18 protein-coding genes are annotated in these 20,220 nt (G+C 69.6%); 17 read left to right on the top strand and 1 reads right to left on the bottom strand.

Annotation, left to right across the window (positions count from 1 at the left end):
* The first annotated feature begins 15 nt into the window (after nt 1–15).
* The 14 genes from ABD716_RS14815 to ABD716_RS14750 all read left to right on the top strand — a co-directional run bounded on the left by ABD716_RS14815 (nt 16) and on the right by ABD716_RS14750 (nt 14,247).
* Complete coding sequence (locus ABD716_RS14815) at nt 16–1,437, top strand: UDP-N-acetylmuramoyl-tripeptide--D-alanyl-D-alanine ligase (RefSeq protein ID WP_344778201.1); 1,422 nt, start codon at nt 16–18, stop codon at nt 1,435–1,437.
* Nucleotides 1,434–2,546, top strand: coding sequence for a phospho-N-acetylmuramoyl-pentapeptide-transferase (mraY, locus tag ABD716_RS14810; RefSeq protein ID WP_344778199.1), 1,113 nt, complete (start codon nt 1,434–1,436; stop codon nt 2,544–2,546). Before ABD716_RS14815 ends, mraY begins: the two co-directional genes overlap by 4 nt.
* Nucleotides 2,543–4,120 (top strand): UDP-N-acetylmuramoyl-L-alanine--D-glutamate ligase, encoded by a 1,578-nt coding sequence (murD, locus tag ABD716_RS14805; RefSeq protein WP_344778438.1) that lies wholly within the window; start codon nt 2,543–2,545, stop codon nt 4,118–4,120. Before mraY ends, murD begins: the two co-directional genes overlap by 4 nt.
* 80 nt (nt 4,121–4,200) lie before the next feature.
* A complete protein-coding gene (gene ftsW, locus ABD716_RS14800; protein ID WP_344778197.1) occupies nt 4,201–5,445 on the top strand; it encodes a putative lipid II flippase FtsW in 1,245 nt (414 codons plus the stop codon).
* Nucleotides 5,442–6,539 carry a UDP-N-acetylglucosamine--N-acetylmuramyl-(pentapeptide) pyrophosphoryl-undecaprenol N-acetylglucosamine transferase gene (locus tag ABD716_RS14795; RefSeq protein WP_344778195.1) on the top strand — a complete coding sequence of 366 codons (1,098 nt, stop codon included), beginning with the start codon at nt 5,442–5,444 and terminating at the stop codon, nt 6,537–6,539. Before ftsW ends, ABD716_RS14795 begins: the two co-directional genes overlap by 4 nt.
* A 50-nt stretch (nt 6,540–6,589) precedes the next feature.
* Entirely contained in the window at nt 6,590–8,002 is a 1,413-nt protein-coding gene (murC, locus tag ABD716_RS14790) for a UDP-N-acetylmuramate--L-alanine ligase (protein WP_344778193.1), read from the top strand.
* Between the two features lie 4 nt (nt 8,003–8,006).
* The gene (locus ABD716_RS14785; protein ID WP_344778191.1) at nt 8,007–9,035 is read left to right on the top strand and encodes a cell division protein FtsQ/DivIB; all 1,029 of its coding nucleotides are present in this window, start codon (nt 8,007–8,009) and stop codon (nt 9,033–9,035) included.
* A 172-nt stretch (nt 9,036–9,207) separates the two neighbouring features.
* Nucleotides 9,208–10,377, top strand: coding sequence for a cell division protein FtsZ (gene ftsZ, locus ABD716_RS14780; protein ID WP_344778189.1), 1,170 nt, complete (start codon nt 9,208–9,210; stop codon nt 10,375–10,377).
* Nucleotides 10,378–10,380: 3 nt separating this feature from the next.
* Complete coding sequence (locus ABD716_RS14775; RefSeq protein ID WP_344778187.1) at nt 10,381–11,070, top strand: YggS family pyridoxal phosphate-dependent enzyme; 690 nt, start codon at nt 10,381–10,383, stop codon at nt 11,068–11,070.
* 71 nt (nt 11,071–11,141) lie between these two features.
* Nucleotides 11,142–11,639: a cell division protein SepF gene (locus tag ABD716_RS14770; protein WP_344778186.1), complete on the top strand. Its 498-nt coding sequence runs from the start codon at nt 11,142–11,144 to the stop codon at nt 11,637–11,639.
* A 47-nt stretch (nt 11,640–11,686) separates the two neighbouring features.
* Nucleotides 11,687–11,989, top strand: a complete 303-nt coding sequence (locus ABD716_RS14765) for a YggT family protein (protein ID WP_344778184.1) — start codon at nt 11,687–11,689, stop codon at nt 11,987–11,989.
* A gap of 87 nt (nt 11,990–12,076) precedes the next feature.
* A complete protein-coding gene (locus ABD716_RS14760; protein WP_344778182.1) occupies nt 12,077–12,757 on the top strand; it encodes a DivIVA domain-containing protein in 681 nt (226 codons plus the stop codon).
* Entirely contained in the window at nt 12,747–13,343 is a 597-nt protein-coding gene (gene lspA, locus ABD716_RS14755) for a signal peptidase II (protein WP_344778180.1), read from the top strand. Before ABD716_RS14760 ends, lspA begins: the two co-directional genes overlap by 11 nt.
* Nucleotides 13,330–14,247 carry an RluA family pseudouridine synthase gene (locus ABD716_RS14750; RefSeq protein ID WP_344778178.1) on the top strand — a complete coding sequence of 306 codons (918 nt, stop codon included), beginning with the start codon at nt 13,330–13,332 and terminating at the stop codon, nt 14,245–14,247. The genes lspA and ABD716_RS14750 overlap by 14 nt, the downstream gene beginning before the upstream one ends.
* 82 nt (nt 14,248–14,329) lie before the next feature.
* Here ABD716_RS14750 and ABD716_RS14745 read toward each other — a convergent pair whose 3' ends face one another.
* Nucleotides 14,330–14,680, bottom strand: coding sequence for a hypothetical protein (locus tag ABD716_RS14745; RefSeq protein ID WP_344778176.1), 351 nt, complete (start codon nt 14,678–14,680; stop codon nt 14,330–14,332).
* A 125-nt stretch (nt 14,681–14,805) separates the two neighbouring features.
* On the opposite strand from ABD716_RS14745, the gene dnaE reads away from it, so the two are divergent.
* Genes dnaE through nrdR form a run of 3 tightly spaced genes read left to right on the top strand, consistent with a single transcriptional unit; the run spans nt 14,806 to nt 20,142 of the window.
* Nucleotides 14,806–18,339 carry a DNA polymerase III subunit alpha gene (dnaE, locus tag ABD716_RS14740; protein WP_344778174.1) on the top strand — a complete coding sequence of 1,178 codons (3,534 nt, stop codon included), beginning with the start codon at nt 14,806–14,808 and terminating at the stop codon, nt 18,337–18,339.
* Between the two features lie 21 nt (nt 18,340–18,360).
* Complete coding sequence (hisD, locus tag ABD716_RS14735) at nt 18,361–19,668, top strand: histidinol dehydrogenase (protein WP_344778172.1); 1,308 nt, start codon at nt 18,361–18,363, stop codon at nt 19,666–19,668.
* A gap of 9 nt (nt 19,669–19,677) precedes the next feature.
* Nucleotides 19,678–20,142 (top strand): transcriptional regulator NrdR, encoded by a 465-nt coding sequence (gene nrdR, locus ABD716_RS14730; protein ID WP_344778170.1) that lies wholly within the window; start codon nt 19,678–19,680, stop codon nt 20,140–20,142.
* Nucleotides 20,143–20,220 lie beyond the last annotated feature (78 nt).

Below are 20,220 nucleotides of genomic sequence, written 5' to 3'. Positions count from 1 at the left end.
GATGAGTTTGGCCGCATGATCGCACTGACCCTCACCGAGATCGCCGACGCGGTCTCCGGATCCCTTCACCTCGGCGAGAGCGGGGCGGATGCCTCGCGCACCGTCTCGGGGCTCGCCGCCACCGACTCGCGTGAGGTCGCCCCCGGCGGGATCTTCTTCGCCAAGCGCGGCGAGGCGACCGACGGCCACCTGTTCGCGCCTCAGGCCGTCGAGAACGGCGCGGCGGTCCTGGTCGTCGAGCGCGAGCTTCCCGAGCTGGCGACCGTGCCGCAGATCGTCGTGGCCGACGTCGTCGACGCTCTCGCCGCGCTCGCGACCGAGGTGGTCGCTCGCGTGCACGCGAAGGGGGCGCTGCAGGTCGTCGGCATCACGGGCTCGAACGGCAAGACGACGACCAAGAACCTGCTCGCGAGTATCCTCGGCCCGCTCGGCGAGACCGTCGCGCCGAGGGAGTCGTTCAACAACGAGGTCGGCGCGCCGCTCACCATGCTGCGGGTCACGGAATCCACGCGCTTCCTCGTCTCCGAGATGGGGCTCTACGCGCCAGGCGCCATCGCGCGGCTCGTCGAGATCGGCAAGCCCGATATCGGTGTCGTGCTGAAGGTCGGCCTCGCGCACGCCGGCGGCTACGGCGGAATCGACGGGGTCGCGGCCGAGAAGTCCGAGATGGTGAAGCACCTGCCCGGTGACGGCATCGCGGTGCTCAACATCGACGACCGCCGGGTGGCAGCCATGGCCGAGCAGACGACCGCGGGCCAGGTGCTGTGGTTCGGGCTCGGGCAGGGCGCCCAGGTGACCGCGCGCGACATCGTCGTGACCGCCGAGGGGACGTCGTTCACCCTCGTGCTGCCCGGGGCTGAGGCATCCGTCGCCTTCAAGGTGCTCGGTGAGCACCACGTCATGAACGCGCTGGCCGCCGCCGCGGCGGCCCACGCGATCGGCGTCGGCATCGACGACATCGTGCCCGGCCTGGAAGCCCTCACACGCGCCGAGCGCTGGCGTATGGAGGTGCTCGGCGGCCGCGACGGCATCACGGTGATCAACGACGCCTACAATGCGAGCCCCGACTCGATGGCCGCCGCCCTGCGCACCCTCGCGAAGCTGAAGCGCCCGGGTGGCCGCACGATCGCGGTCGTCGGCGAGATGGCCGAGCTCGGCGAGTTCTCGGGTGAGGAGCACGACAAGGTCGGCCTCGACGTCGTCGTGCTCGGCATCGACCGCCTCGTCGTGGTGGGCGAGGGCGCGCGCCGGGTACATGTCTCTGCGATGCGCGAGGGCACATTCTTCTCCGACGAGTCGCAGTACGTCGAGACGATCGACGAGGCGTTCGAGCTCGTGCGCGAGCTCGCGCGGCCCAACGACACGATCCTCGTGAAGAGCTCGAAGGTGGCCGGGTTGCGGTTCTTGGGCGACCGCCTGGGAGAATCGTTCTCGTGAGGACTCTTCTGACCGCCGGCGGTCTCTCCCTGGCCTTCTCCCTGTTCCTCACGCCGCTGTTCGTGAAGCTGTTCCACCGGCTGCAGCTCGGGCAGTTCATCCGCGACGACGGGCCCCAGTCGCACCACGCCAAGCGCGGCACGGCGACCATGGGCGGCATCATCATCATCCTGGCGACACTGTTCGGCTTCTTCGCCTCTGCGCTGATGTTCGGCGGCGACGGCATCTCGGCGAGCTCGCTGCTCGTGCTCCTGATGCTCGTGGGCATGGGCGCCGTCGGCTTCGTCGACGACTTCCTCAAGGTGCGCAATCAGCGCAGCCTGGGCCTCGGCGGCTGGGCGAAGATCGTCGGCCAGGTGGTCGTCGCGACCGTGTTCGCGATCCTCGCGATCCAGTTCCCCAACACGCAGGGCTACACGCCGGCATCCCTCGGCATCTCGGCGGTGCGCGACGTGCCCGCGCTCGACATCGGCCGCATCGCGACGGCGGTGCCCGCGGTGGCGATCATCCTGTACCTGATCTGGGTGAACTTCCTCGCGGCGGCGACGACCAACGGCGTGAACCTCGCCGACGGGCTCGATGGCCTCGCACCGGGCGCATCGATCCTCGCCATCGGGTCGTTCATCTTCATCGGCTTCTGGCAGTTCAACCAGTCGTGCTTCAGCCCGACGATCGATCAGGACAACCTGGCGAAGTGCTACACGACGAACGACCCGCTGTCGCTCGCGATCGTGGCCGCGGCGATCACGGGCGCCCTGGTCGGATTCCTGTGGTGGAACACCAACCCCGCGCAGATCTTCCTCGGCGACACGGGCTCACTCGGCCTCGGTGGCGCGCTGTGCGCCCTGGCCGTGCTCACCCACACCGAGCTGCTGCTCATCCTCATCGGCGGCCTCTTCGTCATCGAGGCCGGGTCGGTCATCCTGCAGCGCGCGTACTTCAAGATCACGCACGGCAAGCGCATCTTCCTGATGACGCCGATCCATCACACCTTCGAGCTGAAGGGGTGGGCAGAGGTGACGATCGTCGTGCGCTTCTGGATCATCGCGGGTCTGCTCGTCGCCGCCGGCGTCGGGACCTTCTACCTCGAGTGGCTGAGCGTCAGTTGACCGAGCAGCACGCAGGGCGGCACGCGGCCTCCGTCGATTTCGAGGCGCTGAGTTCCTGGCATACGGATGCCTGGAAGGGGCTGCGCGTCGCCGTGTTCGGGCTCGGCAAGACCGGGTTCTCCGTCGCCGACACCATGGTCGAGCTGGGTTGCGAGGTGCTCGTTGTCACGCAGCAGGCCGACGCTGAGCGCTCGCAGCTGCTGGCCGTCATCGGGGCAGAGCTCGTGGTCGACGAGAGCCTCGATGTGCTGGCAGGCGGCCCGCCGCAGCCACTGCTCGACTTCGACCCGCAGCTCGTCGTCGCGAACCCCGGCTTCCCGCCGTCGCACCCCCTGCTGCAGTGGGCCGAGGGCGACGCGGGCCTTCCCGTGTGGGGCGACATCGAGCTCGCCTGGCGCCTGCGCGACAAGGTCGTGCGCCCCGACGGATCGCCGGCCGAGTGGATCACGATCACCGGCACCAACGGCAAGACCACCACGACGCAGCTCACGGCCACGTTCCTCGCAGCGGCGGGGCTGCGTGCCGCGCCTGCGGGGAACATCGGCGTTCCCGTGCTCGATGCGATCCGCGACCCGCAGGGCTTCGACGTGCTTGTGATCGAGCTGTCGAGCCACCAGCTGCACCGCATCAACGGGCAGGGCTACGGCCACGGGCCCGCGGGGGAGCTGCACCCGTACGCGAGCGTGTGCCTCAACATCGCAGAGGACCACCTCGAGTGGCACGGCTCCTTCGAGGCGTACCGCGCCGCGAAGGCGAAGGTCTACGACAACACCAAGGTCGCGTGCGTCTACAACAAGGCCGACGAGGCGACCATGAAGATGGTCGAGGACGCCGACGTGGAGGAGGGCGCCCGAGCCATCGGCTTCGGCCTCGGCGTGCCGGGGCCGAGCGACTTCGGCGTGATCGAGGGCATCGTCGTCGACCGCGCCTTCCTCGATGAGCGGCACCACACGGCGCTCGAGCTGACGACGCTCGACGAGCTCGCCGCCGCCGGGCTCGGCGCCCCGCATGTCGTGGCGAACATCCTCGCGGCATCGGCCCTGGCGCGGTCGTTCGGTGTCGAGACCGGCGTCATCCACGAGGCGCTGAAGACCTTCCGTCTCGATGCGCACCGCATCGAGACCGTCGCGGTCGCCGGGGGCATCGCCTGGGTCGACGACTCGAAGGCGACGAACCCGCACTCGGCGGATGCCTCGCTGAAGGCGTTCCCGTCGGTGGTGTGGATCGTCGGCGGCCTGCTCAAGGGCGTCGACGTCGACGAGCTGGTGGCCGCGCACGTCGCGCGGCTGCGGGGCGCCGTGCTGATCGGCGTCGACCGCGACGAGCTGCGCACCGCGTTCCAGAAGCACGCGCCCGAGCTGCCGCTGTTCGAAGTGACGGGGGATGTCGCGCAAGCCGGGGCCGCCGGGGGAGAGCGCGTCATGGAGGAGGCCGTGCGATTCGCGGCATCCGTCGCCCACGACGGCGACACCGTGCTGCTCGCCCCGAGCGCTGCCTCGATGGACCAGTTCGCGGACTACGCCGACCGCGGCAACAAGTTCGCCGAGGCGGTCCGCAAGCATCTCGCGGGGTGAAGGGCGCTCTCAGCGGTCTTGAAGGGATGAGCTCGGCGCGCCGAGCCGAGAGGTCGGGCATCCGTTGTGAGGATGGCCAGGTGACTACGCAAGCCGGCCAGCGCAGGGTGCCGCGGTTCTCCGCCGGCGCCCGAACGGGCGGCGCGATGCACACGGCGCGCATCTCGCTCGGGCGCGCATTCGAGGCGGAATCCGCCAACTACTTCATGCTGCTCGGCCTCACGCTCTTCATGGTCGCGTTCGGGCTGCTCATGGTGCTGTCGTCGTCCTACGTCGCCTCGCACGCCGACGGCTCGAGCTTCTTCGCGAAGTTCATGAACCAGGGCCTCTACGCGATCATCGGCGTTCCGATGATGCTGGTGGTCTCGCGCATCCCCGCACGGTTCTGGCAGAAATGGGCGTGGCTCGCTCTGCTCGGGGCGTGCGCGCTGCAGTGCCTCGTCGTCTTCACGCCGCTCGGCTATGGCATCAACAACAACACGAACTGGCTGAGGCTCGGGCCGATCCTGTTCCAGCCCTCCGAGCTCATCAAGATCGCGCTCGTGCTGTGGCTCGGCATGTTCCTGACGCGCAAGCAGGCGCGCATGACGCAGATCGGGCAGGCGCTCGTTCCGGTCATCCTGATCAGCCTCGTGCCGCTCTTCCTGATCATGAAGGGCAACGACCTCGGCACGACGATGATCGTCGGGCTGGTGCTGATCGGAGCGCTGTTCTTCGCGGGCATCCCGCTGTGGCAGCTGCTGCTCGTCGGCGCGGCCGGGGCCGCGGGCGCCCTCGTGCTGGGCTTCTCGACGAAGAACCGCGTCGACCGCATCCAGGCGTTCCTGCACCCCGAGGCGGCCGACCCGAACGGCTCCGGCTATCAGGTGCTGCAGGGTCAGTGGGGCATGGCGAACGGCGGCATCTTCGGCGTCGGGCTCGGCAACTCCGAGTCGAAGTGGAACTGGCTGCCCGCGTCGTCGACCGACTTCATCTTCTCGGTCACCGCCGAGGAGCTCGGCCTCGTCGGCGCCGTGCTCGTGCTGCTGCTGTTCGTCGCACTGGCGTTCGTGCTGCTGCGCATCATCCGCTCGGCGAACACGGTGTTCGGCCGTGCCGTCACGGGCGGCGTCACGGTCTGGATCATCGGCCAGGCGATCATCAACATCGCGGTCGTCGTCGGGCTGTTCCCCGCGCTCGGGGTGCCGCTGCCCCTGATCTCGTCGGGCGGAACGGCCCTCATCTCGACGCTCGCGGCCCTCGGCATCGTGCTCTCGTTCGCCCGTGAGGAGAGCCGTGCCGCGCGCAGGGGCGGCCTCTCGGCCCGGGCTAGCCTTAAGCAGTGACGACGTACCTTCTCGCCGGTGGAGGCACCGCCGGCCACGTGAATCCGCTGCTCGCGACCGCAGACAAGCTGCGTGCGCTGCACGCGGCGAATGCGGCGGCGGATGCCCCGGCAGGCGGCCCCGAGATCGTGGTGCTCGGCACGGCAGAGGGCCTCGAAGCGCGCCTCGTGCCGCAGCGCGGCTACGAGCTCGCGACGATCCCTAAGCTGCCGTTCCCGCGCCGTCCCAACGCCGCCGCGCTGCGCTTCCCCGGCCGCTGGTGGGCCGCGGTGAAGCAGATCGAGAAGCTCATCGCCGAGCGCGGCATCGACGTCGTCGTGGGCTTCGGCGGCTATGCCGCGGCCCCGGCCTATCTCGCGGCACGACGCACGCGCACGCCCCTCGTGCTGCACGAGGCGAACGCGAAGCCCGGCCTCGCGAGCCGGCTCGGCGCCCGCTTCACCCGGAGCGTGGGCGTCGCCTTCCGCGGCACCCCGCTGCCGCACGCCCGCTTCGTCGGCATGCCGCTGCGCCCTGAGATCGAGACGCTCGACCGGTCGGCCGCGCGCGCCGGCGCCCGCCGGCGCTTCGGCCTCGACGACCGCCCCGTGCTGCTCGTCACGGGTGGGTCGCTCGGCGCGCGCCGCGTCAACCGCACCATGCTCGACTCGGCGCAGCGCGTCCTCGGCGCCGGGTACCAGGTGCTGCACATCCAGGGCGGGGCCCGCGAGTTCAGCGACCCCGGTCTGCCGGGGTACCACCTCGTCGACTACGTCGACGACATGGATCAGGCGCTGTCCGCGTGCGATCTCGTCGTGAGCCGTGCCGGCGCCGCCACGGTCAGCGAGCTGACCGCGCTCGGCATCCCCGCCGTCTACGTGCCCTACCCGGTGGGCAACGGCGAGCAGCGCTTCAACGTCGCCGACGTCGTGAGCTCGGGCGGCGGCATCGTCGTCGAGGACCGGGAGTTCACCCCCGACTGGGTCGAGGCGCACCTGCTGCCGCTGCTCCAGGACGAGGAGCGGATCGCGGCGATGTCCGCGGCCGCGGCATCCGTCGGCGTCCGCGACGGCGCCGAGCGCCTCGTCGCCCTGATCAAGGCGGCCGAGGCCTGACCGGGCCCGCCTGACCTGCCCGCGAGCACAGCAAGGAGATACTGGAACCCGTGATCAAGCCCGACCTGTCGATGCCGCTGCCCGAGTCCATCGGGAAGGCGCACTTCGTCGGCATCGGAGGGTCGGGCATGAACGGCGTCGCGCGCCTGTTCCTCGCCGCAGGGATTCCCGTGACGGGCTCCGACCGGGCCGAGAGCGAGTACACCCGCGCGCTGTCCGAGCTCGGGGCGGGCATCCGCATCGGCCATGACGCCGCCAACGTCGGCGACGCCGATACGCTCGTCGTCACGGGCGCCCTCTGGCAGGACAACCCCGAGTATCAATACGCGCTCGCGCACGGCATTCCCGTGCTGCACCGCTCGCAGGCGCTCGCCTGGCTCGCTCGCGGCAGCCGACTGGTGGCGGTCGCCGGCGCGCACGGCAAGTCGACGACCACCGGAATGATCTCGACGGCGCTGCTGGCGGCGGGCGCCGACCCGAGCTTCGTCAACGGCGCCGTGATCGAGGGCCTCGAGACGAGCGCGCGGCACGGCGAGTCCGGCCTCTTCGTCATCGAGGCCGACGAGTCCGACGGCTCGTTCCTGCTCTACGACACCTCCGTCGCCCTGATCCTCAACATCGACGATGACCACCTCGACCACTACGGCTCATATGCCGCCGTCGAAGACGCCTTCGTGACCTTCGCCGACCGGGCGCGCGAGCTGGTCGTGATCTCGGCCGACGATGCGGGCGCACGCGCCGTCGCACCGCGTATCTCGCACCGGAACGTCGTGACCTTCGGCGAGAGCGAGGGCGCCGACGTGCGCGTCACCTCGATCACGGCCGAGGGGCCGGTCGCCTTCACGCTCGAGTGGCGCGGCGAGAGCTACCGCGGGCGGCTGCGGGTGCCCGGCCGGCACAACGCGCTCAACGCGGCGGGTGCCTTCGCCGTGCTGACCGCCCTCGGCGTCGCCCCCGAGACGGCGATCGCGTCGCTCGAGGCATTCGGCGGCACGCACCGCCGCTTCGAGCTGCACGGCACCGTCGGGGGAGTGAGCGTCTACGACGACTATGCCCATCACCCCGCCGAGGTGAAGGCGGTGCTCGAGGCGGCGCGCTCGGTTGTCGGCGACGGGCGGCTCATCGCCGTGCACCAGCCGCACACCTACAGCCGCACCCAGCGCCTCGCGCAGGAGTTCGCCGACACCCTCGAGCGGTACGCCGACGAGACCGTCGTGCTCGACGTGTTCGGCGCCCGCGAAGACCCGGTTCCCGGGGTGACGGGCGCGCTGGTCTCCGAGCGCTTCCGCGACCCATCGAAGGTCGCGTTCATCGCCGACTGGCAGCAGGCGGCCGACTTCACGGCGCAGTTCGCGCAGCGCGGCGACTTCGTCATCACGCTCGGCTGCGGCAACGTGAACCTCATCGTGCCGCAGCTGCTCGACGCGCTCGAGGCGGCGCACCCGCAGCAGGCAGGAGCCTGAGCGGATGCGTCGGCCCAGCGGACCCGCGCAGCGGACACCACCGCCGCCGAGCGCGCCCACTCGACGCGAGCCGCAGCAGCAGGCATCCGTCACCGCACGTGGGGCCGGAACGCGCGACTCTCAGCCGCGCGAGTCCGAGCCGCGCGAGCCGATCGCGCGCCCGGTCGGCCTGAGCACGAGCGAGCGCCTCGACGGGCCCGCGCGGCCGCAGGACACGCGGCCATCGGAGCGCCCGGAGGCGGATTCCCCGGCGGCCCCCGCCTCGAGGTTCGCGAGCTGGCGCGAACTGCGCCGCGCGGTCGCGGCCCGGCGAAGGATCGAGCGCGAGGAGGCGCGGCGCTTCACGGCACGCACCCGCCGACGCAGGCAGATCCAGCTCGGCATCGCCGGGTTCGTCGTGCTGGTGCTCGGCGGCGCGGTCGTGACCGCGTATTCGCCGGTGATGTCGCTGCGGCACATCGAGGTCGTCGGCACCCACAACGTGAAAGCCGCCGAGGTCCAGAAGGCGCTTGCGGGCGAGCTCGGCACCCCGCTGCCGCTCGTGAGGTCGGCCGACGTGGCGCACGCCCTCGACGACTTCCGCCTCATCGAGTCGTACAGCACGCAGCTCGAGCCGCCGTCGACGCTCGTCGTGCGCATCACCGAGCGCACGCCGCTCGGCGTGGTCAAGCAGGGCTCGAGCTACGAGGTCGTAGATCAGGCGGGTGTCGTGCTGTCGGCCGGGGCGACGCCGGCCGCCGGTCTGCCGATCATCACCGTGCCGAAGGGCGAGCAGCCCGAGAAGTCGACGGGCTTCGCGGCAACGGCGGCCGTGATCGCGGCGCTGCCTTCGACGGTGCGCACCAGCGTGACCGGCGCGAGCGCGACCGGCGCCAACGACGTGACCTTCACGCTGAAGGGGGGCAAGCGGGTCATCTGGGGCGGCACGGGCGACATGGACCTCAAGACCGCCGACCTTCAAGCTCTGCTGAAGGGTGCGGCGGGGGCATCCGTCTACGACGTGTCGAGCCCGCGCGCGCCGATCACGCGCTGACGCGACTCGGGCCGCCTCGTTTTCGAGCGAATAACGGCGACACGCGCAGATACACGGCGGGCGTTCGGATGCCGCGCCCTACCCTCAGGTGAAGGAAATGCATACCGAGCATAACTTTTACCCTCTACTTGAGGTTGAAGGTTGAGCGCAGGTTCAACGCGGAGGCCAGAGCGTGAGCACTAACCAGAACTACCTCGCCGTCATCAAGGTGGTCGGCATCGGCGGCGGCGGCGTCAACGCCGTCAACCGCATGATCGAGCTCGGCCTGCGCGGGGTCGAGTTCATCGCCATCAACACCGACGCGCAGGCGCTGCTGATGAGCGACGCCGACGTGAAGCTCGACGTGGGCCGCGAGATCACGCGCGGCCTCGGCGCGGGCGCGGACCCTGAGGTCGGGCGCCGCGCCGCAGAGGACCACGCGGAGGAGATCGAAGAGGCGCTCGCCGGCGCCGACATGGTCTTCGTGACCGCGGGCGAGGGCGGCGGCACCGGCACCGGCGGTGCGCCCGTCGTGGCCCGCATCGCGAAGTCGATCGGCGCTCTGACCATCGGTGTCGTCACGAAGCCGTTCAGCTTCGAGGGCAAGCGCCGTGCCGACTCGGCCGCAGCGGGCGTCGCGCGGCTCAAGGAGGAGGTCGACACCCTCATCGTCGTGCCGAACGACCGCCTGCTCGAGATCAGCGACCGCGGCATCTCGATGATGGAGGCGTTCACCACGGCCGACCAGGTGCTGCTCGCCGGTGTGCAGGGCATCACCGACCTGATCACGACCCCCGGTCTCATCAACCTCGACTTCGCCGACGTGAAGTCGGTCATGCAGGGCGCGGGCTCCGCACTCATGGGCATCGGCTCCGCGCGCGGGGCCGATCGCGCGATCAAGGCGGCCGAGCTCGCCGTTGCGAGCCCGCTGCTCGAGGCCTCGATCGAGGGTGCGCGCGGCGTGCTGCTGTCGATCCAGGGTGGCAGCAACCTGGGCATCTTCGAGATCAACGACGCGGCCCGCCTGGTGCAAGAGGTCGTGCACCCCGAGGCCAACATCATCTTCGGAACCGTGATCGACGACACCCTCGGCGACGAGGTGCGCGTCACGGTCATCGCGGCCGGCTTCGACGGCGGCGAGCCCAATGCGAAGTCCGACCCCGGCGCCCACCGCGCCGAGCCGGTCACGACCGAGCCCGCTTCGAAGACCGCCGTCGCCGGCGAGGACACCGCCGCGCTCGCGCCCGAGGACCTGCCCGTCGCCGCCTGGGAGCCGACCCCCGCCGCCGAGGCGCCGACGCTTCCCGCAGACCGCGACTTCGACGACGCCGACGGCATCGACATCCCTGATTTTCTGAAGTAGACCTTGCCTGATCTCGCAGAGCGGCTCGCCGCGGTGCGAGCCGAGATCGCGGATGCCGCACGTGCGGCCGGCCGCAGCGAGAACGAGCTGACGACCATCGTCGTCACGAAGTTCCACCCGGCCGGCCTCGTGCGCGAACTGCACGCCCTCGGCGTGCGGAACGTGGGCGAGAACCGCCACCAGGAGGCGATGGCCAAGGCGTCCGAGCTCGCCGAGCTCGACGACCTCACGTGGCACTTCATCGGCCAGCTGCAGTCGAACAAGGCGCGGCAGGTGCGGCGCTACTCGCACATCGTGCACTCGGTCGATCGCCCGGCCCTCGTGGAGGCGCTCGCGCGTCGCGACGGTGACCCCGCGGGCGAGGTCACAGAGGTTTTCCTGCAGCTGAACCTCACCGACGACCCCGAGCGCGGAGGCGTCGCACCCGACCGGCTCGAGCCTCTCGCCGAACGCGCCCTCGCCGCGCCCGGCCTGCGCGTGCTCGGGGTGATGGCCGTCGCGCCGCTGGGGGAGGAGCCGCGCGCGGCGTTCGCCCGCGTGCGTGAGGCATCCGATCGCCTGCGCTCGCTCGCGCCCGAGGCCCGCGCCATCTCGGCGGGCATGTCCGGAGATTTCCGCGAGGCGATCCTCGAAGGCGCGACACACCTTCGCATCGGGACGGCAATCACGGGTTCGCGGCCTGCGCCACGTTAATCTGGCCCAGTCAGCAGACAGTGCCACTGCATTTCGGGCGCGGCATATCGAGCACGGCAACGGAGGACGAAATGGCCAACCCGCTCAAGAAGACCATGGTCTACCTCGGTCTCGCGGACGAAGAGTTCGAGTACGAGGAGGATCAGCCGCGCGAGAGCGCGCCGGTCAGCCACGCCCCGCAGCAGGCGGCATCGCCGGTTGCTCCGGCACCGCAGCCGCGCCCCGAGCGCGCGCCCGTCGTGCCGATCCGCAAGAACACCCCCGTTCGAGCACAGGCGGTTCCTGAGATGAACGAGATCCTCACGGTGCACCCGCGCCAGTACCGCGACGCGCAGGCGATCGCCGAAGCATTCCGCGACGGCATCCCGGTGATCATCAATCTGTCGCAGATGAACGACAGCGACGCGCGCCGCCTCATCGACTTCGCGAGCGGTCTCTCGCAGGGTCTGCTCGGCAAGATCGAGCGCGTGACGAACAAGGTCTTCCTGCTCTCGCCGCAGCACGTCTCAGTGCTGGGTGAGCAGAAGGCGGCCGGCGAGGGCGACGCGTCGTTCTTCGCTCAGGCCTGAGCGCCGACGGTCAGGCCTGAGCCAGGCACCTCCGCGATACTTCTAGAGTGCTTGCCCTCGCGATCGTCGCCAGCGTCGTCTACTACCTGCTGCTGATCTACTTCCTCACCATGTGGGCGCGATTCGTGCTCGATCTGGTGCGCGCGCTGCGGCGCGGCTGGCGCCCCCGGGGTGCCGGCCTCGTCGCCGCAGAAGCGGTGTACACGGTCACAGACCCGCCCATCCGGCTCTTCCGCCGGCTGTTGCCACCGGTGTCCTTCGGCCCCGTCGCGCTCGACTTCGGCTGGCCGATCACGATGCTGTGCGTCGTCATCGCGATGTACCTCGTGGGGCTGTTCGCACTCGTCTGAGCGATCACCGGGCGGGTAGTCTGGTTTGCTAAGTTTGGTCCAACACGTCCCTGACGTTCCCGATTCGAAAGCTAAGGGTGGAAAGCCATGGCGCTTACTCCGGAAGACGTAGTCAACAAGCGGTTCCAGCCGACGAAGTTCCGCGAGGGCTACGACCAGGACGAGGTCGATGACTTCCTCGACGAGGTCGTCGTCGAGCTGCGTCGCCTCAACCAGGAGAACGACGAGCTGAAGCAGCGCCTCGTCGCCGCCGACTCGCGGGTCGCCGAGCTGCAGCGCAGCGGTGGTGCGGCCCAGACGCCGGCTCCTGCTCCCGCCGTCGCCCCTGCTCCCGCGGCCGCTCCCGCCCCGACCACGGCTGTTCCGGTTGCCGCGCCGTCGGACGTCGACGAGACGCAGAGCACCAACAACCTGCTGCAGCTGGCCCGCCGCCTGCACGAAGAGCACGTCGCCGAGGGCAAGGCCAAGCGCGACGAGCTCATCGCCGAGGGCCACGCGACCGCGGCGCGCCTCGTGGCCGAGGCCGAGTCGAAGCAGAAGGAGCAGATCGCGATCCTCGACAAGCAGCGCGTCACGCTCGAGAACAAGATCGACGAGCTGCGCACCTTCGAGCGCGATTACCGCGCCAAGCTGAAGAGCTACATCGAGGGCCAGCTGCGCGACCTCGACGCTTCGGGCAGCGGCAGCGTCGCTGCGAACACCGGCGCCGCTCCGGTGTCTGCGCAGAACACGGGCTCGACTCCGAGCTACCAGGGCTTTGGAGCGTAGCGCCTCCGCGAAGGTCAGCGTCCGCGCGATCGTCGTCCTCGCCGCCGTAGCCGTCTTCGTTCTTCTCGTCGACCAGGTGGCCAAGGCGCTCGTTCTTGCGCACCTCACAGAAGGCGAGCAGGTTCCCGTTCTGGGGAACCTGCTCGTCTTTCTGTTCACCCGCAATCCGGGCGCGGCCTTCTCGATCGGCACCGGCTCGACCTGGATCTTCACGATCATCGCGATCGGGGTGTTCGCGTTCGTCATCTGGTACGCCCGGCGCATCCGCACGGTGTGGTGGGCGATCGTCTTCGGCCTGCTGCTCGGCGGCCTGCTCGGCAACCTCTACGACCGGCTGTTCCGCCCGCCGGGGTTCGGCCAGGGCGAGGTCATCGACTTCATCAAGATCCCCCTGCTGCCGGCGATCTTCAACCTCGCAGACTCCGCGATCGTCGCGGCGATGGCGCTGTTCCTGATCCTCACGCTGCTCGGCGTCGGGCTCGACGGGCGGCGTCCGTCCTCGTCCGATGCCGATAACGGCGCCGCTGTGGCGGATGCCGCGCCCGATGTGCGCCCCTCGGAAGAGCACCGCGATGGAGACGCGTAGCTACTCGATCCCCGACGGGCTCGAAGGCAGTCGAGTCGATGCGGGGGTGGCGCGCCTGCTCGGCTTCTCGCGGTCGTTCGCGGCCGAGGTCGCGGAAGCCGGGGGAGTGCTGCTCGACGGCCGCCCCGTCGGGAAGAGCGACCGCCTGACGGCCGGGTCCTGGCTCGAGGTGTCGTGGGAGGAACGCCGCGGCCCCGAGGTCGTGCCGATCGCCGTGCCCGAGCTCAAGATCGTTCACGACGACGACGACCTCGTGGTCGTCGACAAGCCGTTCGGCGTGGCGGCCCACCCGTCCGTGGGCTGGGAAGGGCCGACCGTCGTCGGGGCACTCGCCGCAGTCGGCTACCGCATCTCGACGTCGGGCGCGGCCGAGCGGCAGGGCGTCGTGCACCGTCTCGACGCCGGCACCTCGGGGCTCATGGTGGTCGCGAAGAGCGAATACGCCTACACGATGCTGAAGCGCGCGTTCCACGACCGCACCGTCGAGAAGATCTACCACGCCGTCGTCCAGGGGCACCCCGACCCGCTCGCGGGCACGATCGATGCGCCGATCGGCAGGCATCCCAAGTCGGACTGGAAATTCGCCGTGGTGTCGGGCGGCAAGCCGTCCGTGACGCACTACGAGACGATCGAGGCGTTCCCGTCGGCGAGCCTGCTCGAGATCCACCTCGAGACGGGGCGCACGCACCAGATCCGCGTGCACATGGCGGCGCAGCGGCACCCGTGCGTCGGCGACGCGCTGTACGGCGCCGACCCGACGCTGTCGGCGCGCCTGGGTCTCACCCGCCAGTGGCTGCACGCGGTTCAGCTCGGCTTCGAGCACCCGGGCACGGGGCAGTGGGTGCAGTTCAACACCGACTACCCGGCCGATCTGCAGCACGCGCTCGACGTGCTGAGCGCGTAGCGCGACCTGCGCCGCCGCGGCCCTCGTCGCGCCACGCCCTCGACTGCCCCCGAGACGTTCCATAAGGGGCTTATCGCCCGGGCTATTCCGCCGTTTCGGAACGTCTCGGTGCGGGTTCGGATGCCTCCACTCCGCTGATCTCGACGTAGAACGGCTCGTTGTTGAGCGGGCCGTTCTTGGCCGAGAGCCGCAGGGTGGCATCCTCGGGCACGACGTAGCTGCGCTCGCGCAGCCCGAGCAGCCACGGCAGCGCGAGGTAGCGCACGCCGACCGCGATGCTGTGCTTTCCCGCGGCGACCGGGACACGCGACGGCCGCCGCCACTCGGCGCGGTGCTCCTCGCCGTCGATGACAAGGACGGGCCTTCCCAGCAGGTACATGAACCACGCGTTCACCCAGTGTCCGCGGGCGGTGAGTTCGAGCGCAGAGGCCACGACCGAAGCCTACGGGTTGGTCCCGGGCGGGTAGCACGCAACCCTCAAGCTGCGCTTGAAGCGTGTCGCTCGACCACGCGTGTGACGGCCGGTCGATGTCGGTGGCGTATTGCAGAATCGAAGACATGGCATCCGACTCGTTCGTCCATCTGCACGTGCACAGCGAGTACTCCATGCTCGACGGCGCCGCCCGCGTCGGTGAGCTGCTCGACGCCGCGGTCGAGCAGCAGATGCCCGCCGTGGCGGTCACCGACCATGGCAACATGTTCGGCGCCTTCGACTTCTGGAAGACGGCCACCAGCAAGGGCATCAAGCCGATCATCGGGGTCGAGGCGTACCTGACGCCGGGCACCCACCGCACCGACAAGACGCGCGTGCGCTGGGGCGACGGGGGCGGCGACGACGTGTCGGGTTCCGGCGCCTACACGCACATGACGATGTTCGCCGAGACCACAGAGGGCATGCACAACCTCTTCCGGCTCTCGTCGCTGGCGTCGATCGAGGGCTACTACTTCAAACCTCGCATGGACCGCGAGCTGCTCAACACCTATGCCAAGGGCATCATCGCGACGACGGGGTGCCCGTCGGGCGAGGTGCAGACCCGCCTGCGTCTCGGCCAGTACAAAGAGGCCGTCGAGGCGGCGGCCGAGTTCCGCGACATCTTCGGCAAAGACAACTTCTATGCCGAGATCATGGACCACGGCCTCGGCATCGAGCGCCGCATCATGGGCGACCTGATCAAGCTCGCGAAGGACCTCGGTCTGCCGCTGGTCGCCACGAACGACCTGCACTACACGCACGCGGAAGACCACACCAGCCACGCGGCGCTGCTGTGCGTGCAGTCGGGCTCGACGCTCAACGACCCGAACCGCTTCAAGTTCGACGCAGACGAGTTCTATCTCAAGACCCCAGAGCAGATGCGGCAGCTGTTCCGCGACCACCCCGAGGCGTGCGACAACACGCTCGCGATCGCCGAGCGGTGCAACGTCGAGTTCGAGCTGTCGACCGGCAAGTACATGCCGAAGTTCCCCGTGCCAGAGGGTGAGACCGAAGACAGCTGGTTCGTCAAAGAGGTCAACGCGGGTCTCGAGCGCCGCTACCCGGGCGGCGTTCCCGAGAAGGTGCGCAAGCAGGCCGACTACGAGATCGGCATCATCACGCAGATGGGGTTCCCCGGCTACTTCCTGGTGGTCGCCGACTTCATCAACTGGTCCAAGCGGAACGGCATCCGCGTCGGGCCGGGCCGTGGTTCCGGTGCGGGCTCGATGGCGGCGTACGCGTTGCGCATCACCGACCTCGACCCGCTCGAGCACGGCCTCATCTTCGAGCGCTTCCTCAACCCCGACCGCGTCTCGATGCCCGACTTCGACGTCGACTTCGACGACCGCCGCCGCCTCGAGGCCGTGAAGTACGTGACCGAGAAGTACGGCGCCGAGCGTGTGGCGCAGATCGTGACGTACGGCACGATCAAGGCGAAGCAGGCCCTGAAGGATGCCGGTCGCGTGCTCGGCTTCCCGTTCTCGATGGGCGAGAAGCTCACGAAGGCGATGCCGCCGGCCGTGATGGGCAAAGACATCCCGCTCTACCAGATCTTCGACAAAGACAGCCCGCGCTACAAAGAGGCGAGCGAGATCCGCGCGGTCGTCGAGAACGATCCAGAGGCGAAGACCGTCTTCGACACCGCGCTCGGCCTCGAGGGGCTGAAGCGCCAGTGGGGTGTGCACGCCGCGGGCGTGATCATGTCGAGCGACCCGATCATCGACATCATCCCGATCATGAAGCGCGAGCAGGACGGGCAGATCGTCACCCAGTTCGACTACCCGGCCGCCGAGTCGCTCGGCCTGATCAAGATGGACTTCCTGGGCCTCAGAAACCTGACGATCATCAGCGACGCGCTCGACAACATCAAGGCGAACACCGGCACCGAGCTCGACCTCGAGGGCCTTGCCCTCGACGACCGAGACGCCTACGACCTGCTGACCCGGGGCGACACCCTGGGCGTGTTCCAGCTCGATGGCGGCCCCATGCGCGCCCTGCTGCGCCAGATGAAGCCCGACAACTTCGAAGACATCTCGGCACTCATCGCCCTGTACCGGCCGGGCCCCATGGGTGCGAACTCGCACATCAACTACGCGCTGCGCAAGAACGGGCTGCAAGAGGTCACGCCGATCCACCCCGAGCTCGAGGAACCGCTGAAGGACATCCTCGACACGAGCTACGGCCTGATCATCTATCAGGAGCAGGTCATGGCCATCGCGCAGAAGGTGGCGGGCTTCTCGCTCGGCCAGGCCGACATCCTGCGCCGCGCGATGGGCAAGAAGAAGAAGTCCGAGCTCGACAAGCAGCAGGCCGGCTTCTACGCCGGCATGAAGGAGCGCGGCTATTCGAAGGCCGCGATGGACAAGCTGTGGGAGATCCTGCTGCCGTTCTCCGACTACGCCTTCAACAAGGCGCACTCGGCGGCATACGGCGTCGTCTCCTACTGGACCGCGTACCTCAAGGCCCATTACCCCGCCGAGTACATGGCCGCGCTGCTGACCAGCGTCGGCGACTCGAAAGACAAGATGGCGCTCTACCTCAACGAGTGCCGCCGCATGGGCATCAAGGTCCTGCCGCCCGATGTCAACGAGTCGATCGGCTTCTTCGCGGCCGTCGGCGCCGACATCCGCTTCGGCCTGGGCGCCGTGCGCAACGTCGGCATGAACGTCGTCGACGGCATCGTCGCCGCACGCACCGAGAAGGGCCGCTTCGAGTCGTTCCACGACTTCCTCAAGAAGGTGCCGCTGCACGTCGCGAACAAGCGCACGGTCGAGTCGCTGATCAAGGCCGGCGCGTTCGACTCGTTCGGGGCATCCCGGCGCGCCCTGCTCGAGATCCACGAGGGCGCCGTCGAGTCCGTCGTCAACGAGAAGCGGGTCGAGGCCACAGGCCAGGCCGGCTTCGACTTCGACATGCTGATGGCGGATGCCGCGGCCGACGGCGGCACCGGGCCGATCTCGATCGTTCCCGAGCGGCCGGAGTGGAGCAAGCGCGACAAGCTCGCCTTCGAGCGCGAGATGCTCGGGCTCTATGTCTCCGACCACCCGCTCGCCGGGCTCGAGCTCGACCTCGCGAAGCAGGCGTCGACCTCGATCACCGACCTCACGACGTCCGACGCCACGCAAGACGGCGATCAGGTGACGATCGCCGGGCTGGTGACCGGCGTGCAGCACCGCGTCGCGAAGCAGTCCGGCAATCAGTACGGAATCATCACCGTCGAGGACTTCGGCGGCGAGATCCAGGTCATGTTCATGGGCAAGGCCTACCAGGAGTTCGCGCCGGCGCTGATCGCCGACTCGATCGTGACCGTGCGCGGCCGGGTCTCGATGCGCGACGACGGCATGAACCTGCATGCCTACAGCCTCACGACACTGCAGTTCGAGCAGACGGGCGGTGTCGCGGGGCCGCTGCTCATCTCGATGCCCGAGCAGCGCGCGACCGTCGACGTGGTCACCGAGCTCGGCGACGTGCTGATCCGGCACGCCGGGGAGAACGAGGTGCGTCTGAGGCTCACCCGCGGGGGCGTGGCGCGCGTCTTCGAGCTGCCGTACAAGGTGTCGGTCTCGCCCGACCTGTTCGGCGAGCTGAAGGGCCTGCTGGGCCCGGCCTGCCTCGTGTGATCCCGGTAGGCTGAGCGCATCATGATGCGCACCATCGACCTGCGCGGAATCGACCTGATCACGGCCGATCTGCGCACTCTCGCACCCCGCCCCGTCGTCGACATCGAGGTGGCGTCGCGGGCCGCCGGCGAGCTGATCGCGGCGGTGCGCGAGCATGGGTCCGAGGCGCTGCACGACCAGTCCGAGCGCTTCGACGGCGTGCGGCCCGCGTCGCTGCGGGTGCCGGCCGAGGCGATCCGCGCGGCGGTCGACGCACTCGACCCCAAGGTGCGGGCCGCACTGGAGGAGACGATCGTCCGAGTCCGCGCCGCCAGTGCCGCGCAGGTGCCCGCACCCCAGACCACGACGCTGGCAGACGGCGGCGTCGTTGTGCAGCGCTGGCAGCCGGTCACGCGCGCGGGCCTCTACGTGCCGGGCGGCAAGGCCGTCTACCCGTCGAGCGTCGTCATGAACGTCGTCCCCGCCCAGGTCGCCGGCGTGCCGTCGCTCGCGCTCGCGAGCCCCGCGCAGAAGGAGTTCGGCGGTCTGCCGCACCCGACCATCCTCGCCGCGGCGGGACTTCTCGGCGTCGACGAGGTGTGGGCCATGGGCGGCGCCGGTGCGATCGGTGCCCTCGCCCATGGCGTTCCCGACGCGGGTCTCGCCCCCGTGCAGCTCATCACCGGCCCCGGCAACATCTACGTCGCCGCGGCCAAGCGGCTCGTGCGCGGCACGGTCGGCATCGACGCGGAAGCCGGCACCACGGAGATCCTGATCATCGCCGACGGCACGGCGAGCCCCAAGCTGGTCGCCGCCGACCTGCTGAGCCAGGCCGAACACGACGAGGCGGCGGCGAGCGTTCTCGTCACCGACTCGTCGGCGCTGGCGGATGCCACGACAGAGGCCCTCGAGAAGCTGGTGGCCTCTACCGCCAACTCGGAACGAGCCGCGACCGCCCTCGCGGGCCCGCAGTCGGCGATCATGCTCGTCGACGACGAGGTGGCGGCCGCCGCCGTCAGCAACGCCTACGCCCCTGAGCACCTCGAGCTGCACACGGCCGACCCGCGCGCGACCCTCGCGAGGATCACCGACGCCGGTGCGATCTTCCTCGGGAACTACTCGCCCGTGAGCCTCGGCGACTACATGGCCGGGTCGAACCACGTGCTGCCGACGGGCGGCGCGGCGCGCTTCTCCTCCGCGCTCGGGGCGTATTCGTTCCTTCGCCCCCAGCAGGTCATCGAGTACGACCGCTCGGCACTGGCATCCGTTCGCGACCGCATCATCGATCTCGCCGGGGCCGAGGCGCTGCCGGCGCACGGCGAGGCGGTCGCTGTGCGGTTCGACGGTTAGGGTTTCTGCATGTTCTGCCCGTTCTGCCGCCACCCCGACTCCCGCGTGATCGACTCCCGCACGAGCGACGATGGGCTGTCGATCCGGCGTCGGCGGCAGTGCCCGGAATGCGGCCGCCGCTTCTCGACGATCGAGACGGCGAGCCTCAACGTGATCAAGCGCTCGGGGGTCGTCGAGCCGTTCAGCCGCGAGAAGGTCATCTCGGGGGTGCGCAAGGCATGCCAGGGCCGACCCGTCACCGACAGCGACCTCGCCGTGCTGGCGCAGAAGGTCGAAGAGACCATCCGTGCAACCGGTGCCTCGCAGATCGACGCCAACGACATCGGCATCGCGGTGCTTCCCGAGTTGCGCGAGCTCGACGAGGTCGCGTTCCTGCGCTTCGCGAGCGTCTATCAGGCGTTCGACTCGCTCGACGACTTCGAGTCGGCGATCGAGCAGCTGCGCCGCGACCACGCGGCCCTGCGCTCCGAATAGAGGCGCCCGGGCCCCGGGCCGCGCGCCGTGCGGCCCCGCCGTCCCGTCGCGCCGGGGGACCAGTATTCTGATCACGGC

Origin of the sequence: Gryllotalpicola kribbensis (assembly GCF_039538245.1) — a bacterium.
Classification (GTDB): Bacteria; Actinomycetota; Actinomycetes; order Actinomycetales; family Microbacteriaceae; genus Gryllotalpicola; species Gryllotalpicola kribbensis.
Note: the sequence above shows the minus strand (reverse complement) of the source record. Positions and strands in the feature narration are given on the sequence as shown.

Bases quoted from the DNA above. Each gene is read 5' to 3' on its own strand.
- ABD716_RS14815 (WP_344778201.1), top strand. From the start codon at position 16: ATGATCGCACTGACCCTCACCGAGATCGCCGACGCGGTCTCCGGATCC.
- ABD716_RS14785 (WP_344778191.1), top strand. From the start codon at position 8,007: ATGCGTCGGCCCAGCGGACCCGCGCAGCGGACACCACCGCCGCCGAGC.
- ABD716_RS14770 (WP_344778186.1), top strand. From the start codon at position 11,142: ATGGCCAACCCGCTCAAGAAGACCATGGTCTACCTCGGTCTCGCGGAC.
- ABD716_RS14760 (WP_344778182.1), top strand. From the start codon at position 12,077: ATGGCGCTTACTCCGGAAGACGTAGTCAACAAGCGGTTCCAGCCGACG.
- ABD716_RS14750 (WP_344778178.1), top strand. From the start codon at position 13,330: ATGGAGACGCGTAGCTACTCGATCCCCGACGGGCTCGAAGGCAGTCGA.
- dnaE (WP_344778174.1), top strand. From the start codon at position 14,806: ATGGCATCCGACTCGTTCGTCCATCTGCACGTGCACAGCGAGTACTCC.
- hisD (WP_344778172.1), top strand. From the start codon at position 18,361: ATGATGCGCACCATCGACCTGCGCGGAATCGACCTGATCACGGCCGAT.
- nrdR (WP_344778170.1), top strand. From the start codon at position 19,678: ATGTTCTGCCCGTTCTGCCGCCACCCCGACTCCCGCGTGATCGACTCC.